This window comes from Streptomyces bauhiniae (genome assembly GCF_004784475.1).
Taxonomy (GTDB): domain Bacteria; phylum Actinomycetota; class Actinomycetes; order Streptomycetales; family Streptomycetaceae; genus Streptomyces; species Streptomyces seoulensis.
On sequence record NZ_SRRT01000003.1, the window covers coordinates 462,157 to 487,095 of the forward strand.

The window sequence follows — 24,939 nt, forward strand, 5'->3', positions numbered from 1 at the left end:
GCCGGGGGGTATCCGTCCTCGGTCCGGCGACTTGCGTTTCTACGATGCGTTCAACTTGCCTTTTCGCCGGCCGCTGCGGGCGGACACCCCCCGACACGTCCCCTTGCCGCCGTTTGCGGGTGCGGCGCGGTGGCGGGTCGTCGCGGTTTCGGGTTCCGTAGAGGGGGCTTGCCCCGGCCCGTTCTGGTCTACGGAGGAGTTGCCGCGTGGAGATGAGTCTTGCCCTGGTGGAGGGGATGGATATGCCCACTGGGACGCCGGTTCCTGGGTCTTATCACGGGCTTCAGTTGTGTGTTGCCGATGCTGATGCCGCTTATGCCGAGCTTCGGGGGCGGGGGCTTGAGGTGAGTGAGCCCGTGCGGTATTCGGAGCATGACGGGGGGACTTTTATGTACTTCCGCGATCCTGATGGTAATGGGTGGGCCATTCAGGAGTATCGGCGGCGGGCCGCTGAGCCGCTTCATCGGGTGCTCGCTCAGCTTGCCGCAGGGGAGGCGTCGTGAGCGGGGCCTTGAGTCGCGGGTCCGTTGCTACTCGGCTGCCTGCTCAGGATCTTGAGCGGGCTCGGCGGTTCTATTCCGAGAAGCTGGGGCTGGAGCCGTTCGACGAGCGGCCCGGTGGGCTGCTTTATCGGTGCGGGGATTCGTTCTTCGCGCTGTTTCAGTCCACCGGCTCCTCCCCCGGCACCTTTACTCAGATGGGGTGGGAGGTCGACGACCTCGAAGCCACCCTCGCCGAGCTTCGGGGGCGAGGAGTTGTCTTCGAGGACGTCGAGGCTCCTGGGTTTCGGACCGAGGGCGGGATTGCCGAAGTCCAGGGGAATTATCCGAGCAAGGGGGCTCGGGGGGAATGGGCTGCCTGGTTCCGGGACAGTGAGGGGAATTTGATCGGGATTGGGCAGCCCATTCGGTGAACTTCCCCGTTACAGGACCGGGAGGTTCTTGCGGAGTTCGAAGGCTGTTACCTCGCTCCGGTACTCCTCCCACTCCTGGCGCTTGTTGCGGAGGAAGAAGTCGAAGACGTGTTCGCCTAGGGTTTCCGCCACCAGGTCGCTGCGTTCCATCAGGGTGAGGGCCTCGCCCAAGTTCTGGGGCAGGGGTTCGATGCCCATCGCCCGGCGTTCCGCATCGGAGAGGGCCCAGACGTCGTCCTCGGCGCCCGGGGGGAGTTCGTAGCCCTCTTCGATGCCCTTGAGGCCGGCGGCCAGGAGGACGGCGTAGGCGAGGTAGGGGTTGGCGCCGGAGTCCAAGGAGCGGACTTCCACTCGGGCCGAGCCGGTCTTGCCGGGCTTGTACATCGGGACGCGGACCAAGGCCGAGCGGTTGTTGTGGCCCCAGCAGATGTACGAGGGGGCCTCGCCGCCCGCGCCCGCCGTGCGCTCCGAGCCGCCCCAGATGCGCTTGTAGGAGTTCACCCACTGGTTGGTGACCGCCGAGATCTCCGCCGCGTGCCGCAGCAGGCCCGCGATGAAGGAGCGGCCGACCTTGGAGAGCTGGTACTCCGAGCCGGACTCGTAGAACGCGTTGCGGTCGCCCTCGAAGAGGGAGAGGTGGGTGTGCATGCCCGAGCCGGGGAACTCCGAGAACGGCTTCGGCATGAAGGTCGCCTGGACCCCCTGCTCCAGCGCGACCTGCTTCATGACCAGGCGGAACGTCATGATGTTGTCGGCCGTGGAGAGCGCGTCGGCGTAGCGGAGGTCGATCTCCTGCTGGCCGGGGCCGCCCTCGTGGTGGGAGAACTCCACCGAGATGCCCATCGACTCCAGCATGGTGATCGCCTGGCGGCGGAAGTCCATGCCGACGTTCTGCGGGGTGTGGTCGAAGTACCCGGAGTTGTCCGCCGGGGTCGGCCGGCTGCCGTCCGTCGGCTTGTTCTTCAGCAGGAAGAACTCGATCTCCGGGTGGGTGTAGAAGGTGAAGCCCAGGTCGGAGGTGCGGGCCAGCGCGCGCTTGAGGACGTAGCGCGGGTCGGCGAAGGACGGGGAGCCGTCCGGCATCAGGATGTCGCAGAACATGCGGGCCGTACCGGGGGCCTCCGCGCGCCAGGGCAGGACCTGGAACGTGGACGGGTCCGGCTTGGCGATCATGTCGGACTCGTAGACGCGGGCGAAGCCCTCGATGGCCGAGCCGTCGAAGCCGATGCCCTCGTCGAACGCCTGCTCAAGCTCCGCGGGGGCCACGGCGACGGACTTGAGGAAGCCCAGCACGTCCGTGAACCACAGGCGTACGAACCGGATGTCGCGTTCCTCCAAGGTCCGGAGCACGAACTCCTGCTGCTTGTCCATCTTCCGCTTCCCCATCCTTGCTGGTCAGGCCGCCTGTCCGTGGTGCGACGGGAGGCGGTCGGCACCTGAGCATCCCACCACATCGGCGTTTCGCGCGCGTTGCGGACCTTGATCGGCCGGATGCCGGGGGACTGAACGTCCCGCGTACGCCGGGCGCACCTCTCCCCTGCCCATCTTGCATGCTCACCGCCCCCTCCGTAACGGGTGGCCGCGAGGCATGCGCTTTAATTGGTATCTGAGATGCCAATTAAAGGAGGAGCCCCGATGCTGTCCCCGTCTTCCGCCGCGACCGTCCGCGCCACCCTGCCCGCCGTGGGCGCGGCCATCGGCGAGATCACCGAGCGGTTCTACGCCCGGCTCTTCGCCGCCCACCCCGAGCTGCTGCGGAACCTGTTCAACCGGGGCAACCAGGCGTCCGGCGCCCAGAGGCAGGCCCTCGCCGGGTCCATCGCCGCCTTCGCCACGATGCTGCTGGAGCACCCGGACCAGCGCCCCGACGCCATGCTCGGCCGCATCGCGCACAAGCACGCCTCCCTGGGCATCGCCCCCGAGCAGTACGAGGTCGTCCACGAGCACCTCTTCGCGGCCATCGTCGAGGTGCTCGGCGACGCCGTCACCCCCGAGGTCGCGGCCGCCTGGGACGAGGTCTACTGGCTGATGGCCCGCACCCTGATCGGCCTGGAGCGCGGGCTGTACGAGGAGAGCGGCGGGAGCGGTACGCGCGAGTGGGAGGTCGTGGAGCGGGTCCCGGAGACGGCGGACGTGATCACCCTGCGGCTGCGCCCGGTGGACGGCGGGCCGGTGTCCGGGTTCCGCGCGGGGCAGTACGTGTCCGTGGGCGTCGACCTGCCCGACGGCGCGCACCAGATCCGCCAGTACAGCCTCTCCGGCGCCCCCGGTGCCGGGCTGCGGCAGATCAGCGTGAAGCGGATCGAGGGCGAGGTCTCCGCCTTCCTGCACGCGCACGCGGAGGTCGGTGACAAGCTCACGCTGTCCGAGCCGTACGGCGATCTCGTGCTGGAAGGCGGCTCCCGGCCCCTCCTGCTCGCCTCCGCCGGTATCGGCGTGACCCCGATGGTGGCGATGCTGGCCTCGCTCACGGCGGACGGCCACCCCGGCCCGGTCACCGTGGTGCACGGCGACCGCTCCCCCGCCGACCACGCCCTGCGCGCCGACCACGAGCTGTACGCGGAGAAGCTGGCCGACTCCGCCTGCCACTTCTTCTACGAGCGCGACGCGGCCGACGGCGCCCGTACCGGCCTGGTGGACCTGGCCGGCATTCCGGTGCCCTCCGGCACCCGTGCCTACCTGTGCGGGCCGCTGCCCTTCATGCGGGCGGTGCGGGCGCAGCTCATCGGGAAGGGCGTGGCCCCGGCCGACATCCACTACGAGGTGTTCGGGCCGGACCTCTGGCTGGCCAGCTAAGAGCCGGGCGGGCCGCTGGCTATGCCCAGCAGCAGGGGGCCGGTGGGGTCGGCGACCATGTCTCCCACCGTGACCGGGTCCAGGGCGGCGTAGAACGCCTCCTGGGCCCGGCGCAGGGCGCCGCGCAGGCGGCAGGCGGAGTTCAGGGGGCAGGGGGTGGGGCCCTCGCAGTCGACCACGTCGCCGTCGCCCTCGAAGACCCGGACGACCGCGCCGACGGAGGCGGTACGGCCCTGGTCGGTCAGGGCCAGTCCCCCGCCCCGGCCCCGGCGGGCCGCCAGCAGGCCGAGGTGCTGGAGTTCGGCGACGACCTTGGCGGTGTGGGTGTACGGCACGCCCATGTCCTCGGCCACCTGCCGGGTCGTGGGGCTGGCGTCGCCGCTCACCGCGAGCCGCATCAGGACACGCAGGGCGAGATCGGTGGAGCGCAACAGCCGCATACCGGAAGCGTAGGTAATACGCATCCTCGGTTCAAATTATCCGGTTGTCGCACCTGCCTGCCTGTGGCCCGTTCTCCCGATTACGATCAGCGGGCCTCACGACCGCTCCGCGGAAGGACACGCCCCATGGGTACCGACCAGCAGACCCCCGTCTCTCCGCGCGCCGCGCGCATAGAGGAGATGCGGCGCGCCGAGCGGGCCCGCGCCCGCCGCAACCGGGTGCTGGCCGTCGCCGCGAGCGTGGTGGTCGTCGCCGGGCTGGTCGTGGGCGGGGTGGCGCTGGTGCGCTCCCAGTCGGACTCGGGCGGCGGCAAGGACACGGCCGCCGACGCCAAGGGCGGCTCCGGGCACTTCACCACGGGCAAGGAGGGGGTGCGCACCTGGTCCGGCAAGCTGTCGCGGACCCACGTCAGCACCAAGGTGACGTACCCGATGCACCCGCCCGTCGGCGGGAACCACAACCCGGTCTGGCTCAACTGCAACGGTGACGTCTACCAGGAGCCGGTGCGGGACGAGAACGCGGTGCACGCGCTGGAGCACGGCGCGGTCTGGGTGACGTACACCGACCAGGCGAAGAAGGCGGACGTGGACGCGCTCGCGGCCAAGGTGAAGCGGACGCCGTACTCGCTGATGAGCCCGTACGCGGACCAGGACGCGCCGCTGATCCTGTCGGCGTGGGGGCACCAGGTGAGCGTCAAGGGCGCCTCCGACCCCGAGGTCGACAAGTTCTTCGCCGCCTATGTGCAGGGCAAGCAGACTCCGGAGCCGGGCGCCTCCTGCACCGGCGGGGTCATGAAGTGAGGCGCGGGTACGCCGGGTTGGCGGCCGGTGCCGCCGTGCTGGCGGTGCTGGGTGCCGGCGCGGCGGGATACGCGGTGGCCGGGGACCAGCCGTCCGCCTCCGTGAGGGTGCCGGGCGCGGAGTCGGCGGACGCCGGGTTCGCGCGGGACATGGCCGTGCACCATCAGCAGGCCGTGGAGATGTCGTATCTGGTGCGCGACCGCACCGGTGACGAGGAGGTGCGGCGGCTCGCGTACGACATCGCGCAGACCCAGGCCAACCAGCGCGGGATGCTGCTGGGCTGGCTGGATCTGTGGGGGCTGCCGAAGGTGTCCGCCGAGCCGCCGATGACCTGGATGGGCATGGGTGACATGCCGCCGGGGCAGGACGGCGCGCTGATGCCGGGCATGGCGACCAACTCCGATCTGCGCAAGCTGGGTTCACTGAAGGGGCGCGCGGCAGAGGTGTTCTACCTCCAGCTCATGACGGAGCACCACAAGGGCGGGGTGCACATGGCCGAGGGGTGTGTGGCCCGGTGTGCGGCGGGGCCGGAACAGCGGCTCGCGCGGGGGATGGTGGACGCCCAGCGGTCCGAGATCCGGCTGATGGCGGACATGCTCAAGAAGCGGGGCGCACACGCCCGTTCGTGACGGCTCCCGATTAAGTCAGCTCTTTTCACGGTTACTTGAGCTTCTCTTGACCTTTTGCTTCCCCTGACATGAACGGTTCATCGGCCAGAGTGGCCCCCATCGTGTGATCTCCACGCCGGTCGACACCGCCGCTTCACCGGCGCGCATCCGCGACGTACCGACCACGACATGCATGCGCAACGCATCGCAGGGGGTTCTATGAGATCCAACCGCGCCAAGACGCGCGCCGGTGTGAGCATGGCGGCGACGCTGCCGATGATCGCCGGGGCGCTGGCGCTCGGCATACCCGCGGCCCACGCGGACGGACCGGCGCGCAACGCGCTGACCGGCACCCGGCCGCTGTGGGCCACGGCGAACGCGGACAAGGGCGCCGCCGCCGACAGCGCCCGCGTCAACGCCCGCGTCTACCTGGCGGGGCGGGACGCGGCCGGGCTGGCGGCCTACGCCAAGGCCGTCTCCGACCCGTCCTCGCCGCTGTACGGCAAGCACCTCAGCGCCAAGCAGGCGCAGGCCCGCTTCGGGGCCACCAAGGCCCAGGTGACCGCCGTCAAGTCCTGGCTGAAGTCGGCCGGTCTGACGGTCACCGGGGTCACCGCGCACTACGTCTCCGTCTCCGGTGACGTGGCCGCCGCCGAGAAGGCGTTCGGCACCCAGCTCCACAACTACGCCAAGGGCAAGCACACTTACCGCGCCCCGGCGAAGTCCGCCTCCGCGCCCGCCTCGCTCAAGGGCGCCGTGCTCACCGTGTCCGGCCTGGACAACGCGCCGCACAAGTCGGACCACGACGAGCAACTGCCGCCGCCGGACGCGGTGTTCAAGAACGCCGGTCCGTTCTCGAGCTACTTCGGCTCGAAGACCGCGAGCAGCCTGCCGTCCGCGTACGGCCACAAGATCCCGTACGCGATCCAGGGTTACACCGGCAAGCAGCTCCGGCCGGCCTACGGCGCGGGCAAGTACACCGGCAAGCACGTGCGCATCGCCATCACGGACGCGTACGCCTCGCCGACCATCGCCTTCGACGCGGGCTCCTACGCCAAGAAGCACGGCGACGCGGCGTGGAAGACCGGCCAGCTCCACCAGGTGCTGCCGGCCGACTACACCAAGACCGAGGAGTGCGGGGCCTCCGGCTGGTACGGCGAGGAGACCCTCGACGTCGAGGCCGTGCACGCGGTCGCGCCGAACGCGGACGTCACCTACGTGGGCGCCGCGTCCTGCTACGACGACGACCTGCTGGACTCGCTCAGCAAGATCGTCGACAACCACCTCGCCGACATCGTCTCCAACTCCTGGGGCGATGTGGAGGGCAACCAGACGCCCGACCTGGCCGCCGCCTACGACCAGGTGTTCCAGTTCGGCGCGGTGCAGGGCATCGGCTTCTACTTCTCCTCCGGCGACGACGGCGACCAGGTCGCCGCCTCGGGCGTGAAGCAGGTCGACACCCCCGCCAACTCGGCCTGGGTGACGGCGGTCGGCGGTACCTCGCTGGCGGTCGGCAAGGGCGACACATACCAGTGGGAGACCGGCTGGGGCACCCAGAAGGCCAACCTGTCGGCCGACGGCAAGAGCTGGGACGCCTTCCCCGGCGCCTTCACCTCGGGCGCGGGCGGCGGCACCAGCAAGACCGTGCCGCAGCCGTACTACCAGCAGGGCATCGTCCCGAAGAAGCTGGCCACGGCCAACAACAAGGCCGGCAACCGCGTCGTCCCGGACATCGCGGCCATCGCCGACCCGAACACCGGCTTCCTGGTCGGCCAGACCCAGACCTTCCCGGACGGGACCCAGCGCTACAGCGAGTACCGCATCGGCGGCACCTCGCTGGCCGCGCCGGTGATCGCGGCCGTGCAGGCGCTGGCGCAGGAGGCGCGCGGCGGCAAGGCGATCGGCTTCGCCAACCCGTCGATCTACCAGCGGTACGGCAAGAAGGGCGTCTTCCACGACGTCACCGACAACCCGACGGGCTCCGGCCTGGCGGTGGCCCGTACCGACTTCGTGAACGGTCTGGACGCCTCGGGCGGCCTGGCCACCTCGGTGCGCGTCCTCGGCAAGGACAGCTCGCTGCACGCGGTCAAGGGCTACGACGACGTGACCGGCGTGGGCTCGCCCTCGAACGGCTACGTGCAGTCGTACAAGGGCCACTGACCGGCTTCGGCCGGTGACGGGGGCGTGGGGTGTCGGACACCTCACGCCCCCCATCGCGTCTTAGTGACGATTACACTGGCGGGGTGCCTCAACTTCGTCTCGCCCTGAATCAGATCGATGCCCGGGTCGGCGACATCGCCGGCAACACCGAGTCCGTCGTCCGCCGGGTCCGGCAGTCGGCCGAGGCGGGAGCGCAGCTGGTCGCGTTCCCGGAGATGGTGCTGACCGGGTATCCCGTGGAGGACCTCGCCCTGCGCTCGTCCTTCGTCGAAGCCTCCCGCGCCGCCGTGCGCTCGCTGGCCGCCCGGCTGGCGGAAGAGGGGCTCGGCGAGGTGCCGGTGGTCCTCGGCTACCTCGACCGCTCGGCGACCGCGCAGCCGAGATACGGCCAGCCGGCCGGTGCCCCGCAGAACGCGGCGGCCGTGCTGTACCGGGGCGAGGTGGCCCTCACCTTCGCCAAGCACCACCTGCCGAACTACGGCGTCTTCGACGAGTTCCGCTACTTCGTGCCCGGCGACACCATGCCGGTGATCCGGGTGCGCGGGGTGGACGTGGCCCTCGCCATCTGCGAGGACCTCTGGCAGGACGGCGGCCGCGTCCCCGCCGCCCGTTCGGCCCACGCGGGTCTGCTGCTCTCGGTGAACGCCTCGCCGTACGAGCGGGACAAGGACGACACCCGCCTGGAACTGGTCCGCAAGCGGGCCCAGGAGGCGGGCTGCACCACCGCCTACCTCGCCATGACCGGCGGCCAGGACGAGCTGGTCTTCGACGGCGACTCCATCGTGGTCGGCGCGGACGGCGAGGTGATCGCGCGGGCGCCGCAGTTCGAGGAGACCTGCCTGCTGCTCGACCTGGACCTGCCCGCCGCCGACCCGGACGCGCCCACGGGGGTCGTGGACGACGGTCTGCGCATCGACCGCGTGGTCCTCTCCACCGAGCCCGTGCCGTCGTACGAGCCGGAGTACCTCGGCGGCTACGCCGAGCGGCTGGACGACGACGCGGAGATGTACGGCGCGCTGGTGACGGGACTGCGGGCGTACATCACCAAGAACGGCTTCCGCTCGGTGCTGATCGGGCTGTCCGGGGGCATCGACTCGGCGCTGGTGGCCGCGATCGCGTGTGACGCGGTGGGCGCGGAGAACGTGTACGGGATCTCGATGCCGTCCAAGTACTCCTCCGAGCACTCCCGGAGCGACGCGGCCGAGCTGGCCCGGCGTACGGGGCTGCACTTCCGTACGGTGTCGATCGAGCCGATGTTCGACGCGTACATGGGCGCGCTGGATTTGAGCGGGCTCGCGGAGGAGAACCTCCAGTCCCGGCTGCGCGGCACGCTGCTGATGGCGGTGTCCAACCAGGAGGGCCAGCTCGTACTGGCACCGGGCAACAAGTCCGAGCTGGCGGTGGGGTATTCGACCCTGTACGGCGACTCGGTGGGCGCGTACGGCCCGATCAAGGACGTCTACAAGTCCTCGGTCTTCCGGCTCGCCCGCTACCGCAACCGCGCGGCCGAGGAGCGCGGCGAGACCCCGCCGATCCCCTCGAACTCCATCACCAAGCCCCCCAGCGCCGAGCTGCGCCCCGGCCAGGTCGACACGGATTCCCTCCCGGACTACCCCGTCCTCGACGCCATCCTCGACCTCTACGTCGACCACGACCAGGGCGCCGACGCGATCGTCGCCGCGGGCTTCGACCGCGACCTCGTCGTCCGCATCCTCCGCATGGTCGACACGGCGGAGTACAAACGGCGGCAGTACCCGCCGGGTACGAAGATCTCCCCGAAGGGCTTCGGGAAGGACCGGCGACTGCCGATCACCAATGGGTGGCGGGAGAGGGCGTAGGTATTCGGGGCGGGTACGCAGGCGGGAGCGGGCGTGCTCGGGCGGGGGCGCGAGCGGGTGTAGCTGGTCGGGGCGGGCGGCCGGAGCTGGCGTCGCTACGCCGGGTGGGTACGCAGGCGGGAGCGGGCGTGGCTGCTCGGGCGGAGGCGCGAGCGGGCGTGGCTACTCGGGGCGGGTGCGTAGGGCGGTGTCCAGCAGGCGGGTCAGTTCGCCCACCCGGCCGCCGCCGTCGGGGGCGGGCGGGTAGCGCCTGAGCACGTCGATGACTTCGGGTGTCGCCCGCCGCACGGTCCGCTCGAGGTGGCCGCTCTCCACGGCGGCCAGCTCGGCCGCCCTCGCCGCATGGGCCCCGGACCCGAGGATGTGCTTGACCTGCGTGGCCTTGGCCAGCGGATGCAGGTAGGCGGCCCCGGCCGCGGCCATCGCCGCCCGCGCGGCCTCCTGTCCAGCGGCGGTGTGCGCGCTCCGGGCCGCCTTGAGCGCCGCCCACGCCGTGTCGCGCAGCGCCTTCCCCCGTTCGCCGCCGCGCGCGAACGCCCAGGCGGCGGCGATGGCGTCGCGGGGCCGTGAGTCGTCGGGCTGATCGGCCTCGAAGATCCCGAGCACGGTCTCGGCGGAAGCGGCGGCGAAACCGGTGACCGCACGAAGATCGTCCTTGCTCAGCACGGCCTCCGCACTCATCGCCCCTCTTCCGGCGCCGACCGCCGGTCCGCGAGCCGGTCCTGATCGGCGGCGTTCCCGGTACGGGCCTCCGTGCGGTGCCCCCGTTCGAGGTAGTCCCGGACGATCAGCTCAACCGCGTCCTGCGGACTCTTCGTACCGGCCAGCAGCATGACCTCGATGGCCAGATCGGCGTCCAGACTGATGGTGACCTTCGCCATGACCCCTCCTGAACAGGCTTTCTGGGCAGCGTACTTGGGTGTGTGGACTTGCCGCGTTGTCGGCGCTCACGCAACCGGGGCGGGGGTGTGGGTACCGGTGGCGCCTCGGGCAAGTGCTCGCTGGGCCAGTGCCAGTCGGTCGATCGCCTGGGTCAGTCGGCCGGGCGGGAGGGTGTAGGGCAGTCGGATGTTGCGTTCGAACGCGCCGCCGATTCCGAAGCGTGGCCCGGCCGCGATGGTCACTCCGTGGTCCGGCGCGATCGCTGCCAGCCGTGAGCTGATGGGCTCGGGGAAGGTCGCCCACAGGGTGACGCCGCCGTCGGGTCGGCGGGTCCGGACCTCCGGCAGGTTCTCGGCGAGTGCCTCGCACAGTGCGTCGCGTTGCGAACGCAGTTGCCGGAGTGTGTCTGGGCGCCGGGTCTGGTGCTCGTTCAGGAGTACGGCCGTGGCGAGCTGTTCGACGACCGGGGTGCCGAGGTCCGTGGCGTGCCGGGTCTGCTGGACGCGTTCGAGGAGAGACGGGGTCGCCCGAATCCAGCCGATGCGCAGGCCGCCCCAGATGCTCTTGGACACCGAGCCGATGCTGATCGCGGTCGGCATGTGCAGCGCGAAGGGTTCCGGGCTTGCTCCCTCCAGGGCCAGGTCGGTCATGGTCTCGTCGACGACCGTGGGGCAGGCGAGCCGGAGCCTGGCGCGGGCGCTCGTGGGCATGCACAGCCCTGTCGGATTGTGGAAGTCCGGTATCAGGTAGGCCAGGTTCGCACTGCGGGCCGCTTCCTGGAGATGTGCGGTGTCCCAGCCGGAAGGCGTCACGGCGACCGCGAGCAGCCGGGCACGGGCCTCGGTGAACGTACTGATCGCATGCGGATAGGTCGGATGGTCGATCAGGACCCGGTCGCGCGGAGACAGAAGGGTACGCGCGAGAAGGGCGAGCGCGTGCTGCGCGCCATTGGTGATCAGGATGTGGTCGGGGGCTGTGGGCAGGGAGCGCCGCCGGTACCAGCCGGCCACCGCTTCCCGCAGCTCCGCGATGCCGTACCGGTCGTAGCCGTGCCGCTCGAAGTGCCGTGGCAGTTGTTCGAGCGCGGTCGCGAACGCGGTGTGGAGGATCTCGACGGGCGCGGGCGGAGCGGCGAAGGACAGGTCGATGGCCGACGGACCCGCGGCGCTCCTGCGCTCGGGCGGTGGGTCGTCGGGCAGCCGCACCGTCGCCCTGGCCCGTGCCCGGGTGGCGACGTATCTCTGATCGACCAGGGTGCGGTAGGCGGCACCGACGGTGGTTCTGCTGGTGGAGAGCGCGGTGGCCAGGTCACGCTCGCCCGGCAGGGCCGACCCGAGAGGGAGACGTCCGTCCAGGACCAGGAGCCGCAGCCGGTCGGAGAGGCGCTGATGCGCCGGCCCAGGCCCCTCCTGCCATGTCCCGAGCATGCGTGCCACGGCGTGCGCACTTACCTTCACGGCGCCAGCATAAGCAATCTGGCCATGGAATCGAGGTCCAGATGCTCGCAGGCTGGCCGCATGCCATCTCCCGCCTCCGCTGCGGACGTTCCTGTCCGGGCGCCTCATCACCAGCCTGTGCTCACCCGATTGAACGCGCTCGCCCAGTTCAGAGCGGGCCGTACGACGCGTCGCGTACTCCAGCTTCTGGTGGGCCTGGTGGGGTACGGGGCCGCCGTGATGACGCTCGTCCGGTCCGGGCTGGGAGCAGCCGGCTGGAATGTGCTGACCGAGGGCACCGCCACGACCCTCGGGGTCTCGTTCGGGTGGGCGACGAACCTCATCTCCCTGACGGTACTTCTGGCGTGGATTCCGCTGCGGGAACTGCCCGGCCTCGGCACACTTCTCAACGTCGCCGTCGTCGGCTTCGCCGCGGATGCCACCGCGGCCGTCCTCCCGCGCCCGCAGGGGACACTCACCGGGATCGCGTACCTCGTACTCGGCCTCGTCGCTCTGGCCTTCTTCGACGCGCTCTACCTCGGTGCGCAGTTCGGCTCCGGCCCCCGCGACGGGATCATGACCGGCCTTGTCCGGCTCACCCGCCTGCCCATCGCCGCGGTACGCACCGGCATCGACGTCGCTGTCGCCGGCGCCGGCTGGCTCATGGGCGGAACCCTCGGGGCCGGGACCGTGCTCGTCACGCTGTGCATGGGACCCCTCGTCGGCCTCTTCCTTCCCCGGGTGACGGTTCGCCTTCCCATCGGCGAGGCGGACGGCGGGCCCACCCGATGAACACTCCCCCTGTGAGAGGACGAAGATGACGCTGCTACTCGCCCAGATCAGTGATCTGCACCTGGACGGCAGCGAGCGGGCCACCCGGCGCGCCGAGCGCGTCATGGACCACCTGCGGGCCCTGCCTCGCCCGGTCGACGCGGTCCTGGTCACCGGGGACATAGCCGATCACGGCGAGGAGTCCGAGTACGAGCAGGCAGCCCGCATCCTGACGGCCCCCTTCCCGGTGCTCACCCTGCCCGGAAACCATGACGTGCGTACGGCCTACCGCAAAGCTCTGCTCGGCGAGGCGCCCGACGACGCTCCCTTCAACCGGCTGCACGACATCGCCGGGACCGCCGTGCTGATGTGCGACTCCAGCATCCCCGGCCGTGACGAGGGACGTCTCGACGCGGCGACGCTCGACTGGCTGGACACCACTCTCGCCGGCCTGCCACGGGACACCCCGGCACTGGTCGCCTTCCATCACCCACCGGTCGAACTCCACCACCCGTTCCTCGACTCCATCAGGCTGGAACAGCCCGGCCAACTCGCCACCCTGCTGGAGACGCACCCCCAGGTCGTCGCCGTCCTGACCGGCCACGCCCACACGGCGGCCGCCTCCACCTTCGCCGGCCGCCCCCTGATCATCGCCCCCGCGGTCACCTGGACCCTGAGAATGCCCTGGCAAGGCAACGACCTCACAGACCACGACCAGCCCCCCGGCATCGCCTTCCACGTCCTGCACGACGACGGACGCCTTACCACCCACTACCGGGTCGTGGTCTGAGAGAGGGACGCTTGGCGAAGTGACCGTCGCCATCGGCGAGTACGGGCGCTACTCGGCGATCCGGGACTGGGACCTGGGCGACGGAATCGAACCCGGCTACTTCTCCGGGCGCCCGAGCTGGTGGACGGTCCAGCCCGCCGCTCGCCAGGGCTCGGGGTCCAGGGTGGCGCGGCAGTCGACGAGGAGGGTGCTGGCCGGTCGGCCGGCCAGGGAGCGGGGGTCGGCCTGCCGGTACTCGGGCCACTCGGTGGCGAGTACGACGAGGTCGGCGCCGTCGAGGGAGTCCGCCAGGTGGTCGGTGTACTCCAGTTCCGGGTTGCGGACCATCGCCGTGGGCACGGCCTGCGGGTCGTGCACGGTGACGACCCCGCCCGCCTGCTGGAGAGCCTGGGCCAGGGCGAGGGCGGGGGATTCGCGGACATCGTTGGTGCCCGGCTTGAACGCGGCGCCCCACACGGTGATCCGGGCACCACTGACCGGCCGCTCGCCCAGGGCGCGGGTGATGAGCCCGAGGGCGACATCCGTACGCTGCTCGTTGATCACCTCCGCTGCCCGCAGGAGGGAGGCTGCGGCGTCTGCGCCCAGGGCCCGCGCGGAGGCGGTGAAGGCGCGTACGTCCTTGGGCAGGCACCCCCCGCCGTAGCCGATGCCCGGACGCATTCCCCCGCTGCCGATCCGCGGGTCGATGCCGAGGATGTCCACGATCCGGGCGACGTCGCCGCCCGCGGCCTCGCACATGTCGGCGACGGCGTTGATGTAGCTGATCTTCAGACCGAGGTACGTGTTCGCGGCGCCCTTGGCGAGTTCGGCGGTCTCCGGGTCCGTGATGAAGATCGGCACACCGGCGTCGATGATCCCGGCGTACACGGCGCGGATCGCCTTCTCGCCCTCGGCGGTGGTGACACCGGCGATGAGGCGGTCCGGGCGGAGGGTGTCCTCCACGGCGTGGCCCTCGCGCAGGAACTCGGGGTTCCACACGACCTCCACGCCCTTCCCCGCCGGGGCGAGCCGCTGGGCGAGGGCGATGACCTGCGCGGTGGTGCCCACGGAGACGGTGCTCTTGCCCACGATGGTGCAGGGGCGGCCAAGATGCGGGGCCAGCCGGCGGATCGTGCCGAAGACCTGCGCGGTGTCGTACGAGCGGCCGTCGGCGTCGATGGGGGTGCCCACGCCGATGAAGTGCAGCTCGGCGAAGCCGGCGGCCTCGCCCATGTCGGTGGTGAAGCGCAGGCGTCCGCTCGCGGTGTGACGGGTGAGCAGCTCCGGCAACCCGGCCTCGTAGATGGGGCACTCACCGGCGTTGAGCCGGTCGACCTTGGCCCGGTCGACATCCACGCCGATCACCTCGTGGCCGAGTTCCGCCATCGCCGCCGCGTGCGGGATGCCGAGGTGTCCACAGCCGATCACGGAAACGCGCATCGCAGTTCGTCCTCGTCTGGTCGGGGGCCCACCGGACTCGGCGGACCCCCGCACGCTATCGGCAGGACTGGACCGGGAGTTCCACGCCGAGTTGGCGGCACAGCTCGACCAGCGTGGGAATGGCCTCGGCCCGCACGATCACGTCGCCGTCCTGCGGGCCCTCCAAGGGGTAGGGCAGATATCGGCCGAACTCCTGAAGTCCCTCGGTGTCCACGAAGAACACCTTCATCCCCCGCTCCCGGGCACGCTTCTCGATCGACCGGCGGTCGGCGTGCAGACCGATCACCAGGAGTGCCTTGGCCTCGGCCAGGAGCGGTACGGGCGGGATCTTCTGGTCGTAGCGGCGTACGAAGCACTCGGTGAGCCCGGCTCGCGCGGCGAGCAGGTCGAAGTTGTGCTGGAACACCGGGCCCACCAGGTGCCCGGCGTCGTGCAGGGCCTTCAACGCATGGTGCGCGGCCGTCGGCCGGGCGAGGAAGCTCGCGCGGAACATCGCGACCAGTTCGTCCGTCTTCGCGGTGGCGTCGAGCAGCATCTCCCTGACCAGGGAGTCCTGCTGCGGGCTCAGGACAAAGGGGTGCGTCTCCTTCATGACGTCGTCGGTGCGCTCGGTGACCCGGTACACCCGGTGCAGGAAGTGCAGCGGGGGCACCCCGGCCTCGACACTCGTGCCGCAGCCCAGCTCGACCTGGAACGGCAGATGGTTCTTCAGTTCGCCCAGGTCGTCCGCGTACGTCGGGTTGCCGCGCCTGTCCCTGACGCGGATGCCGCCCGACAGCACGTTCCACGGCATCTGCCGGACGGTGCGCGTCACTTGGAAGTCCTCGGACACGAACACCACGTCCAACGAGCGGAACCCCTCGGGGGTGTCCCGCGAGGCACGCTCGTCCTGGGGGTGGACGTCGTAGGGGGTGACGGTGACCCGCAGGTCGCCCTTGGACCACACGTCGTCGCCCGTCTGCCGCCAGCGGCCCTCGGCGAGCCAGGCCCGCACGTCACTGCGGTACGCGTCGATCTCGGCTTTCGGGGCGCGTACCGACGCGTACAGGTACAGGTCGGCGAGGACCAGGCGCGGGACGGGGAAGGTGTAGTCGATGTCGAACCGGTAGCGGTAGTGGACGACGCGCCGGCGCCCGTTCTCGCCCTCGGTCCAGCCCGATTGCCCCGCGTTGGCCGGGTCCTGTGTCCGGCGCCAGACTCCCTCCTCGATCGCGCGGGGCCGCTCGCGGCCGGTGCCTGCGAAGTGCTCGTGCCAGGCCGCTTCCTGGCTCTCGTCGAGCTGATCGATCACGGGGTGGGGAAGGAACATCTCGTTCTCCTCGGTGGGTGAGTGACACCTCTGGGCGCTGTCCGAGGACATCACCGGCATGACGGCCGTGGTGATCGACTGGCAGGGCGTGCAAACGCCTTGCAGCATCTGCAAGTTCGGGCAGGAAACCTGCGGACGGCGTACACGCAGAGCCGCCGAGTCTCTACGGTGGGTGCCCGTACGGTGTCGGGTCTTCGCGCGGGAGAAGCCGGATGAACGCGGTTCGTCTCTGGGTGTCCGAAGAGGCCCGTTGCTGTGTGCGGCAGCAGGACCCCGGCGGACTGATCCGGATCGGCCGGGTGGGACGTGGCTGGCGTCTGGAAGACCTCGGTGCCCGGATCGGATGCTCGGCCGCCACCGTCTCCCGGCTGGAGCGAAGGGGACGGAAGGCCGACTTCGACATGCTCATGAGCGCTGCCAGGGCCGTGGAAATCCCGGCGCATGTCCTGGCTGCGTCACTCGGCTTAACCGGCTTTCCAGCGACTAGAGTTGCGCCGGACGGGCCACGCTGTGCCGAGGAGGACCCCATGCGCCGCCGCAGGTTGCTCACCGCCACCGGCCTGGCGGTTCCGGCTTCCCTTCTGGCGGGGGTGAGCGACGCGCTGGCGAGCATTCCCGATCCCACCGGGTCGCCCGTACCTCTCGACTCACGGCTTGCCGCCGCCCGCGGCCTCTTCGACGCCGGACAGAACGCCGAGTTGCTGCGCGTGCTGCCGGGTCTGCTCGCCGATGCCAGTCACGCCGCGTCACCCGCGCACGAGGAGCTGGCGCTCGCCCGCCTCTCGACCGCCTACAGTCTGGCCGGCCGGGTGCTGACGAAGGTCGGCCGCTACGGGGACTCCCGGCTCGCCGCGGATCGTGCGGCGCTGTACGCGGAGTGGTCGGGGTCGCCGCTCGCCGCTGCCGCCGCGGCTCGGGAGCTGAGCATCGTGCTGCGCCACCAGGACCAGCCCGCCGCTGCCGAGCGCCACATCCTCGATGCCGTGGCCAAGGTCGAGGAGACCGGGCTGCGTACGGACGCGCAGCGCTCGGCGTACGCGCAGATGCTGTGCACCACCTCGTACACCGCGGCACGCGCCGGGGCTCGTGACCAGGCCCTCACCATGATCCGCGACGCCGCGCTGGCCGCTCGCGCGCTTCCCGGCGTGTCCCCACGGGGGCGGCTCTTCCCCATCACCCCGGCAGCGGTGGACCTGTACTCCGTCGGCGTGCACTGGGCCCTCGGGGACGCGGGCGCCGCACTGGAGGCCGGCCGGGGGCTGCGCGAGGGGCAGTTCACCACCGCCGAGCGCAAGGGCAGGATGCACACCGACCTGGGGCGGGCGTGGTGGCAGTGGGGCAAGGCGGAGCAGACGGCCGCCGAACTGCTGTCGGCGGTACGGGTCTCTCCGGGCGAAGTCCGCGACCGGCCCGCGATCCGGCAGATCGTCAGCGACCTGCGGTCCCGACACCCGAAGGTGACGGGCGTACGCGAACTGGTGGCGGCCGCGGGCCCGGCGGAGTAGCCCGCCGAGCCCGGCACCCACAGGGCAGCCCGCCGGTAGGGGGAAGGGCCGGCGGGCTGCCCGTTGGTGGTGCGGCAGTGGCTAGTGGACGGAGTGTTCGTCGAGGGGGAACGTTCCGCCGACGACGTCCTCCGCGAAGGACTTGGCCGCGTCGCCCATGACCTCGCGCAGCGCCGCGTACTTCTTGACGAACTTCGGGACGCGGCCCGAGGTCAGGCCGAGCATGTCGGTCCAGACGAGGACCTGCGCGTCGGTGTCCGGGCCCGCGCCGATGCCGACCGTCGGGATGTGGAGGACACGGGTGACCTCGGCGGCCAGTTCCGCCGGGACCAGCTCCAGTACGACGGCGAACGCGCCCGCGTCCTGGACCGACTTCGCGTCGCGGAGCAACTGCTGGGCCGCCTCCTCGCCGCGGCCCTGGACCCGGTAGCCCATGGCGTTGACGGACTGCGGGGTGAGGCCGATGTGGGCCATCACCGGGATGCCGGACTCGACCAGCAGCCGGATCTGTTCGTGCGACCGCTCGCCGCCCTCCAGCTTGACCGCGCCCACCCCGGCCTCCTTGACCAGCCGGGTCGCCGAGCGCAGCGCCTGCACCGGGCCCTCCTGGTAGGAGCCGAAGGGGAGGTCGCCGACGATGAGGGCGCGGCTGGTGCCGCGTACGACGGCGGCGGAGAGCATGGTCATCTCGTCGAGCGTGACCGGCACGGTCGTCTCGTAGCCGAGGTGGCAGTTGCCCGCCGAGTCGCCCACGAGGAGGACGGGGATGCCGGACTCGTCGAAGACGGAGGCGGTCATCGCGTCGTAGGCGGTGAGCATGGGCCACTTCTCGCCCCGCTCCTTGGCGAGGGCGATGTCGCGGACCGTGATGCGGCGGGTGCCCTTTCCTCCGTACAGCGTCTTGCCGTCGGAGGGCTTCGTCTGGGCAGCCGAGAGCTGCGTCATGGCAACGGCTCCTTCAGTTCATCTCGAGGCGCCCTTTCGGCGTCCCCGGATCGTCTCCATGGTGGCACTTCGTGCCGGAGGTGGCCAGAGGGGCCCCACACCGGGCGTCCCGCCGCGCAATACCTCGGCAAAGGAATTCAGATACGAGACGGTGCCGTATTGAAATGGGCCTACGATCGGGCACATGACAACCTCCCCTGCCCCCCGGATACCGGAAGCCGTGCACCGGCGCCGCTGGGCGATCCTCGGCGTGCTGATGCTGAGCCTGCTCATCGTGGTGCTCGACAACTCGATCCTGAACGTCGCCATCAAGACCATCGCCACCCCGGCGCCCACCGGCCTGGGCGCCACGCAGAGCGAGATCGAGTGGGCGATCAACTCGTACACCCTGGTCTTCGCCGGCCTGCTCTTCACCGCCGGACTCATCGGCGACCGGCTCGGCCGCAAGAAGGTGCTGCTCGGCGGGCTCGTGGTCTTCGGCATCGGCTCCGCGCTCGCCGCCGAGTCCGGCTCGCCGGGCCAGCTGATCACCTACCGCGCGGTGATGGCCCTCGGTGCCGCCTTCGTCATGCCCGCCACCCTGGCCGTGCTGATGAACGTCTTCGAGCGCTCCGAGCAGCCCAAGGCCATCGGCATCTGGGCGGGCGGGGTGGGCCTCGCCATCGCCATCGGCCCGATCACCGGCGGCGCGCTGCTGGACCACTTCTGGTGGGGCTCGGTCTTCCTGATCAACGTGCCCATCGTGCTGATCGCCCTCGCCCTGATGGTCTGGCTGGTCCCCGACTCCCGCGACCCGAAGCCCGGCCGCCTGGACCCGGTCGGCGTGGTGCTCTCCGTGCTCGGCCTGGTCCTGCTGGTCTACGGCATCATCAAGGGCGGCGAGCTGGCCGACTTCACCGACGCGAAGGTGCTGGCCACGATCATCGCCGGTGTCGTCGTACTGATCGGCTTCGTGGTCTACGAGAAGCGCAGCGACCACCCCTCGCTGGACGTGACCTACTTCCGCAACAAGGTCTTCTCGGCCGCCATGGCCGCCATCGCGCTGGTCTTCTTCGCGCTGATGGGCGTCACGTTCTTCGGCGTCTTCTACACCCAGAGCGTGCGTGGCTACTCCCCGCTGGAGTCCGGTCTGCTGATGCTGCCGCTGGCCGCCGCCCAGATGATCTTCGCGCCGCGCGCCCGGCTGCTGGTCGACCGGTTCGGCAACCGGGCGACCACCACCGCGGGCATGCTGCTGATCGCCGCCACCCTGGCCGCGTTCGCCGGCTTCGAGGCGGACACGCCCATCTGGCTGCTGGAGGTCGTCTTCTTCCTCATGGGCACCGGCATGGCGCACATCATGACCCCGACCTCGGTCGTCATCATGCAGGCCCTGCCCCGCGAGAAGGCCGGCTCCGCCTCCGCGCTCAGCAACACCTTCCGCCAGGTCGGCGGCGCCCTCGGCATCGCCGTACTCGGCTCGGTGCTCGCCACCTCCTACCGCAACGGCATCGAGGGCAAGCTCGGCGCACTCCCGCCCGGCCTGCGCGACACCGCGGGCGAGTCCATCGAGGCCACCCTCGGCATCGCGGAGAAGCTCGGCCCGCGCGGCCAGGCCCTGGTCACCCCCGCCTACGACGCCTTCCTGCACGCCATGCACGTCACCGCGCTGTGGGGTACGGGCGTGGCGCTGATCGGTGCCGTCGTCGTCGCCGTGTTCCTGCCGGGCAGGCCCCCGGCGGCCGAGGCCGGCGAGCGCGAGCCGGAACTGATCAGTACCGGAGACTGAGTCACCCGGCGGGGGAGGCTGCCGCTGCGGGAGAATCCTCCGCAGCACACCGAGAGGACGACACAGACGTGAGCCTTGCCGCAGACCCGCCCGCGCAGCCCGCCCCCGCCCGGGGCAGGCCCCGCAGCGAGGCCGTGGAGCGCGCCATCATCGAGGGCGTGATGAAGCTCCTGGAGGACGGCGTACCGCTGGCCGACCTCTCCATCGAGCGGGTCGCCCGTACCGCCGGGGTCGGCAAGGCCACGATCTACCGCCGGTGGAGCGGCAAGGAGGAACTGTTCGTCGACGTCATGCGCGCCGCCGAACCCCCCGACCCGGAACTCCCCGGCACCTCCATGCGCGACGACCTCGTCGTCCTGCTGGAGACCCTGCGCCGCCGGGGACTGGCCAGCCGGTCCTCGGCGATCATGCACAACGTCTACGTCCAGGCGAAGTGCAGCCCCCGCATCTGGGCCGCGTACGAGGCGAGCGTCATAGCGCCCCGGCGGGCCCTCGCCCTGGACGTGCTGCGCCGGGGCCAGCGGGACGGGGAACTGCGGACCGACATCGACGCGGAGCTGGCCAACGACATGTTCGTCGGTGCCATGCTCGTACGCACCGTCCTGCGCCCCGACGCCGGCCTCCCGGAGGGGCTCGCGGAGGAGATCGTCGACACGCTGCTCGCCGGCCTACGGCCCGTCAGGCCCCCGGCGCCGTAGCCCGGATGTGCGGGTTTCGTCACAGAAACCCCGTGTGGAGGGCCTTTCCGGAACTGATCGCGCCGCCTCGCACGTCCTCGACTTCCGAACGGCCGTCATGGGACGGCGGAACGGAGCCCGGCATCCCCTAGGGTCGTACAGACACACGGGGGGATGACGGAGTGCACGGCAGGCAGTGAGGCACGGTATGGCGCAGCAGGCGTACATGACGGAGACGGACAACGGCGGCTCGGGGCCCGAGCGACCAGTGTCCCGGCTTCGGCGCCTGGCGCACCGCCTGTTCGGCGGCTGGCGCGGAGACCCGCACATCTGGCGGCGCGGGCTGGTCACCGCCGTGCTCGCGCTGCTGCTGGCACTGGTGATGGTGGTGCACTCGCGCATCCCGAACCGGCTCGGCAACCTGGGCAGCCTGATCGAGACCTTCCTGCCCTGGCTGGGCCTGGCGATCCCGGTGCTGCTGGTGCTGGGGTTCGTCCGCCGTTCCGCCACCGCGCTGATCGCGGTGCTGCTCCCGGCGATCGTCTGGCTGAACCTGTTCGGCGGGCTGCTGCTCTCCGACAAGTCGGGCACCGGCGGCGACCTGGTCGTGGCCACCCACAATGTGAACGCCGACAACCCGGACCCGGCCGCCACCGCCCGCGACGTCTCCGCCTCCGGCGCCGACATGGTCGCCCTGGAGGAGCTGCCCGCCTCCGCCGTGCCGGTGTACTCCTCCGCGCTCAAGGCCACCTACCCCTACCACTCGGTGGTCGGCACGGTCGGGCTGTGGAGCAAGTACCCGATGAGCCAGGTCGAGCCGGTCGACATCAAGCTCGGCTGGAAGCGGGCGATGCGGGCCACGGTCTCCACGCCGGACGGGCTGGTCGCGGTGTACGTCGCCCACCTGCCCTCGGTGCGGGTGAAGCTGGAGGCCGGGTTCACCGCCCGGCAGCGGGACAAGAGCGCCGACGCGCTGGGCGAGGCCATCGCGGACGAGACGCTCACGCGGGTGGTGCTGCTCGGTGATCTGAACGGCACGATGAACGACCGCTCGCTCAACGCCGTGACCTCCCAGCTCCGCTCCACGCAGGGCGCGGCGGGCAGCGGGTTCGGGTTCAGTTGGCCGGCCGCGTTCCCGATGGCCCGGATCGACCAGATCATGGTCAAGGGGGTCGAGCCGGAGAGTTCCTGGACCCTGCCGCGCACCGGCAGCGACCATCTTCCGGTGGCGGCTCGTGTGAAGCTCGACATGCCCTCGTAACCCGCAGGAATACTGGCCTTGAAAGACTTTGTTCCGTACGGGAACATAGAAGATTCCCCCTGAGCCCTGTACGGCACTTTCGTTCTGAGAGGTCCCCTCATGCCCCTGGCCCTGCTCGCCCTTGCCGTGGGCGCCTTCGGCATCGGTACCACCGAGTTCGTGATGATGGGCCTGCTGCCCGACGTCGCGGACGACCTGCACATATCCATCCCGACCGCCGGACACCTGGTCTCGGCGTACGCGCTGGGCGTGGTCATCGGCGCTCCGCTGCTGGCCGCGGTCACCGCCCGGATGTCCCGCCGCACGGTGCTGATCGGCCTGATGGCCGTGTTCGTCGCGGGCAACGCGCTCTCCGCGTTCGCCCCCGGTTACGAGTCCCTGCTCGCCGCCCGCTTCCTGAGCGGCCTGCCGCACGGTGCCTTCTTCGGCGTCGGCGCGGTCGTCGCCACCGGCATGGTCGCGCCGGAGCGCAAGGCCCGCTCGGTGTCCCTGATGTTCCTGGGGCTGACCGTGGCCAACGTCGCGGGTGTGCCCGTGGCCACGCTCATGGGCCAGCACATGGGCTGGCGGGCCACCTTCCTCGGGGTCAGCGCCATCGGCCTGGCCGCGATCGCCGCGCTGGCCCTGCTCATACCGCGCGACCACACCCACGCCACGGCGGCGGGGCTGCGTCACGAGCTGGCCGCGCTGAAGTCCCTGCCGGTGTGGCTGGCGCTCGGTACGACGGTCGCGGGCTTCGGCGCGCTGTTCGCCGCGTACAGCTACGTCACCCCGATGCTGACCGACTCCGCCGGGTTCGCCCCGGCCAGCGTGACGCTGCTGCTGGCGCTGTTCGGCGTCGGCGCGACCGCGGGCAACCTGCTGGGCGGACGCCTCGCCGACCACGCGATGCGGGGCACGCTGTTCGGCGGGCTCGCCGCGCTCGGCGTCGTCCTCGCGCTGTTCCCGGTGCTGATGCGCGCCGAGTGGAGTGCGGCCCTCGGAGTCGCCCTGCTCGGCATGGCCGCCTTCGTCACCGGCTCCCCCCTCCAGCTCATGGTCATGGAAAAGGCCGCCGCCGCCCCCTCCCTCGCCTCCTCCGCCAACCAGGCCGCCTTCAACCTCGCGAACGCCGGCGGCGCGTGGATCGGGGGCCTCGCCCTGGCAGCGGGCTTCGGCGCGACGTCGCCTGCGCTGGCGGGGGCGGTGCTGGCGGTGTTGGGCCTCGGTGTCGCGGGCGTCGCGTACGGGGTGGACCGACGGCGGGCGGGCGCGCCTGCGGGGCGGCTGGTGGCGGCACATGTTCCGGAGACGCAGGAGCAGGTGCACCGCTGATCCCCGCCGACTTACGGCTTGAGGCCCCGTTCATCCCTTTCCACAGGGGGTGTACGGGGCCTTCTGCATGCCAGGTGTCCTCAGGGTCGTCCAGTTTCGTGATGCGGAGGGGGCCGTATTGGCGAGGCCCGGCTCCGCTGGCGCGCGGGCCGCACGGCGCGCAGCGTTCAGTGCGCTTCCCCCCGGGTCCGTGGACGCGGTTCGCGGGGCGATCCGGGGTGCCATCGGTGACGTACTGGGCGAGGTGCCCGAGAGTGCCACCGGCTTCAGGCCGCACGTCTCGGTGGCCTACAGCGCGAGCGACGGTCCGGCCGCACCCGTTGAAGAAGCCCTCGCCGCACGGGAGTTCAGCCCCGCTAGGGCACGGGTGAGCAGCGCCGAGCTGATCGTCATCCACCGGGACAACGAGATGTACGAGTGGGAGACCTTCGCCACCGTGCCCCTGGGGTAGCGCGGATGTGTTTCAGCGGCCGACCACGGCGAGCAGGTCCATCAGACTGTCGATCCGCCAGTCGGCCGCCCCCTCGGCCTCCTGGTCGGCCCGCAGGTGGGCGGTGCCCGCGCAAGCGAGCGATAGCGCTCGGCTACGGGTGCAGCTTCTCGCCCCTCGTCAGCATCGCCACGTACTTCTCGATCCGGCGTGCCCGGGTCTCGGGTTTTTTGGCGTCCTGGACCCGGTACAGGATGGCGTAGCGGTTCTGGCGGTCCAGGTTTTCGAAGAACTGCGCCGCGGCCGGGGCGGCGGTCAGGGCTGTCAGGAGGTCGGTCGGCACGGTGGCGGTCTTCGTGCCGTCGTAGGCCGCCTCCCAGCGGCCGTCCGTCTTGGCGCGGTCGATCTCGGCCTGTCCCGGTGGGCGCATACGGCCCTGTTCGGTCAGGGCGGCCACCTTCTCCCGGTTGACCTTGGACCACTTGCTGCGCGGTGTGCGCGGGGTGAACCGCTGGAGCCACCACTGGTCGTCGAGCTTGGCCTTCTGGCCGTCGATCCAGCCGTAGCAGAGCGCCACCTCGAGAGCCTGGGCGTAGTCCAGCGCGACGACTCCGGGGGCCTTCCTGCGCAGCTTGAGCCAGATGCCGGGCGAGACGGCGTGGTTCTCGCCGAGCCATGCCTCGAATGCCTCGGCGGATACGAACGCGACGGTCTCCAAGTCCTGGGTCACCCGAGCAGCGAACCACACCCGTCCGATCGTCGTGACGCATTCGGCGCGGCCCGAATCCCGCCGCGAGTCTGCTCCTCGTCACGGACGCTGCCGTCACGAATCCAGCGCGCGGGGAGTCTCGAGCGTGACCATCCCGTCATCCTGCC

At 70.9% G+C, this 24,939-nt stretch carries 23 protein-coding genes and 1 pseudogene; 15 read left to right on the forward strand and 9 right to left on the reverse strand.

The features are described 5' to 3' along the window. Positions 1–215: 215 nt before the first annotated feature. Both E5083_RS12145 and E5083_RS12150 read left to right on the forward strand, forming a co-directional pair. Positions 216–503: pseudogene (locus E5083_RS12145) on the forward strand (VOC family protein); the annotation flags it as partial. Then, on the forward strand, positions 500–913 hold the full coding sequence (locus tag E5083_RS12150; protein ID WP_135785650.1) for a VOC family protein: 414 nt from the start codon (positions 500–502) through the stop codon (positions 911–913). The pseudogene E5083_RS12145 and the gene E5083_RS12150, both read left to right, overlap by 4 nt. A 9-nt stretch (positions 914–922) precedes the next feature. Here E5083_RS12150 and E5083_RS12155 read toward each other — a convergent pair whose 3' ends face one another. Then, positions 923–2,284 (reverse strand): glutamine synthetase family protein, encoded by a 1,362-nt coding sequence (locus tag E5083_RS12155; RefSeq protein ID WP_030807800.1) that lies wholly within the window; start codon positions 2,282–2,284, stop codon positions 923–925. 264 nt (positions 2,285–2,548) lie between these two features. Between E5083_RS12155 and E5083_RS12160 the strand changes: the two genes are divergently transcribed. Continuing rightward, positions 2,549–3,709, forward strand: a complete 1,161-nt coding sequence (locus E5083_RS12160) for a globin domain-containing protein (protein ID WP_135785651.1) — start codon at positions 2,549–2,551, stop codon at positions 3,707–3,709. Here E5083_RS12160 and E5083_RS12165 read toward each other — a convergent pair. Then, positions 3,706–4,149, reverse strand: coding sequence for an RrF2 family transcriptional regulator (locus tag E5083_RS12165; protein ID WP_135785652.1), 444 nt, complete (start codon positions 4,147–4,149; stop codon positions 3,706–3,708). The genes E5083_RS12160 and E5083_RS12165 overlap by 4 nt on opposite strands. Before the next feature lie 126 nt (positions 4,150–4,275). Here E5083_RS12165 and E5083_RS12170 point away from each other — a divergent pair, with 126 nt between their 5' ends. The 4 genes from E5083_RS12170 (at position 4,276) to E5083_RS12185 (ending at position 9,556) form a co-directional block, all read left to right on the forward strand. Next, a complete protein-coding gene (locus E5083_RS12170; protein WP_135785653.1) occupies positions 4,276–4,950 on the forward strand; it encodes a DUF3105 domain-containing protein in 675 nt (224 codons plus the stop codon). Continuing rightward, positions 4,947–5,579, forward strand: a complete 633-nt coding sequence (locus tag E5083_RS12175; RefSeq protein WP_135785654.1) for a DUF305 domain-containing protein — start codon at positions 4,947–4,949, stop codon at positions 5,577–5,579. Before E5083_RS12170 ends, E5083_RS12175 begins: the two co-directional genes overlap by 4 nt. A gap of 198 nt (positions 5,580–5,777) precedes the next feature. Beyond that, positions 5,778–7,718 (forward strand): S53 family peptidase, encoded by a 1,941-nt coding sequence (locus tag E5083_RS12180; RefSeq protein ID WP_135785655.1) that lies wholly within the window; start codon positions 5,778–5,780, stop codon positions 7,716–7,718. Between the two features lie 83 nt (positions 7,719–7,801). Then, positions 7,802–9,556 (forward strand): NAD+ synthase, encoded by a 1,755-nt coding sequence (locus tag E5083_RS12185; protein ID WP_167513521.1) that lies wholly within the window; start codon positions 7,802–7,804, stop codon positions 9,554–9,556. A 162-nt stretch (positions 9,557–9,718) separates the two neighbouring features. On the opposite strand, the gene E5083_RS12190 is transcribed toward E5083_RS12185, so the two are convergent. From E5083_RS12190 to yczR, 3 genes are all read right to left on the reverse strand, one after another. Beyond that, positions 9,719–10,237, reverse strand: coding sequence for a putative immunity protein (locus tag E5083_RS12190; RefSeq protein WP_135785657.1), 519 nt, complete (start codon positions 10,235–10,237; stop codon positions 9,719–9,721). Then, the gene (locus tag E5083_RS12195; protein WP_135785658.1) at positions 10,234–10,437 is read right to left on the reverse strand and encodes a hypothetical protein; all 204 of its coding nucleotides are present in this window, start codon (positions 10,435–10,437) and stop codon (positions 10,234–10,236) included. Before E5083_RS12195 ends, E5083_RS12190 begins: the two co-directional genes overlap by 4 nt. Before the next feature lie 66 nt (positions 10,438–10,503). After that, the gene (gene yczR, locus E5083_RS12200) at positions 10,504–11,895 is read right to left on the reverse strand and encodes a MocR-like transcription factor YczR (RefSeq protein WP_135785659.1); all 1,392 of its coding nucleotides are present in this window, start codon (positions 11,893–11,895) and stop codon (positions 10,504–10,506) included. A 117-nt stretch (positions 11,896–12,012) separates the two neighbouring features. Between yczR and yczE the strand changes: the two genes are divergently transcribed. Together yczE and E5083_RS12210 are read left to right on the forward strand one after the other, a co-directional pair. Continuing rightward, positions 12,013–12,666 carry a membrane protein YczE gene (yczE, locus tag E5083_RS12205; protein ID WP_244317481.1) on the forward strand — a complete coding sequence of 218 codons (654 nt, stop codon included), beginning with the start codon at positions 12,013–12,015 and terminating at the stop codon, positions 12,664–12,666. A 25-nt stretch (positions 12,667–12,691) separates the two neighbouring features. Then, complete coding sequence (locus E5083_RS12210) at positions 12,692–13,435, forward strand: phosphodiesterase (protein ID WP_135785660.1); 744 nt, start codon at positions 12,692–12,694, stop codon at positions 13,433–13,435. A gap of 96 nt (positions 13,436–13,531) precedes the next feature. Here the strand turns inward: E5083_RS12210 and E5083_RS12215 are convergent, their stop codons facing one another. Next, the gene (locus E5083_RS12215) at positions 13,532–14,854 is read right to left on the reverse strand and encodes a UDP-glucose dehydrogenase family protein (RefSeq protein WP_135785661.1); all 1,323 of its coding nucleotides are present in this window, start codon (positions 14,852–14,854) and stop codon (positions 13,532–13,534) included. A 55-nt stretch (positions 14,855–14,909) separates the two neighbouring features. Further along, positions 14,910–16,163, reverse strand: a complete 1,254-nt coding sequence (locus E5083_RS12220; protein WP_135785662.1) for an SIR2 family protein — start codon at positions 16,161–16,163, stop codon at positions 14,910–14,912. Between the two features lie 212 nt (positions 16,164–16,375). On the opposite strand from E5083_RS12220, the gene E5083_RS12225 reads away from it, so the two are divergent. Next, a complete protein-coding gene (locus tag E5083_RS12225; protein WP_135785663.1) occupies positions 16,376–17,668 on the forward strand; it encodes a helix-turn-helix domain-containing protein in 1,293 nt (430 codons plus the stop codon). Positions 17,669–17,749: 81 nt separating this feature from the next. Here E5083_RS12225 and panB read toward each other — a convergent pair whose 3' ends face one another. Next, positions 17,750–18,613, reverse strand: coding sequence for a 3-methyl-2-oxobutanoate hydroxymethyltransferase (gene panB / locus E5083_RS12230; RefSeq protein ID WP_135785664.1), 864 nt, complete (start codon positions 18,611–18,613; stop codon positions 17,750–17,752). A gap of 184 nt (positions 18,614–18,797) precedes the next feature. On the opposite strand from panB, the gene E5083_RS12235 reads away from it, so the two are divergent. From E5083_RS12235 to E5083_RS12255, 5 genes are all read left to right on the forward strand, one after another. Next, entirely contained in the window at positions 18,798–20,381 is a 1,584-nt protein-coding gene (locus E5083_RS12235; protein WP_208754034.1) for an MFS transporter, read from the forward strand. Positions 20,382–20,449: 68 nt separating this feature from the next. Further along, positions 20,450–21,079 carry a TetR/AcrR family transcriptional regulator gene (locus tag E5083_RS12240; RefSeq protein WP_208754035.1) on the forward strand — a complete coding sequence of 210 codons (630 nt, stop codon included), beginning with the start codon at positions 20,450–20,452 and terminating at the stop codon, positions 21,077–21,079. 187 nt (positions 21,080–21,266) lie between these two features. Further along, a complete protein-coding gene (locus E5083_RS12245) occupies positions 21,267–22,319 on the forward strand; it encodes an endonuclease/exonuclease/phosphatase family protein (protein WP_135785665.1) in 1,053 nt (350 codons plus the stop codon). A 99-nt stretch (positions 22,320–22,418) separates the two neighbouring features. Further along, entirely contained in the window at positions 22,419–23,633 is a 1,215-nt protein-coding gene (locus E5083_RS12250; RefSeq protein WP_135785666.1) for an MFS transporter, read from the forward strand. A gap of 190 nt (positions 23,634–23,823) precedes the next feature. Then, the gene (locus E5083_RS12255) at positions 23,824–24,084 is read left to right on the forward strand and encodes a 2'-5' RNA ligase family protein (RefSeq protein WP_341869867.1); all 261 of its coding nucleotides are present in this window, start codon (positions 23,824–23,826) and stop codon (positions 24,082–24,084) included. Positions 24,085–24,217: 133 nt separating this feature from the next. Here E5083_RS12255 and E5083_RS12260 read toward each other — a convergent pair whose 3' ends face one another. Continuing rightward, entirely contained in the window at positions 24,218–24,811 is a 594-nt protein-coding gene (locus E5083_RS12260) for a YdeI/OmpD-associated family protein (RefSeq protein WP_135785668.1), read from the reverse strand. Positions 24,812–24,939: the final 128 nt, after the last annotated feature.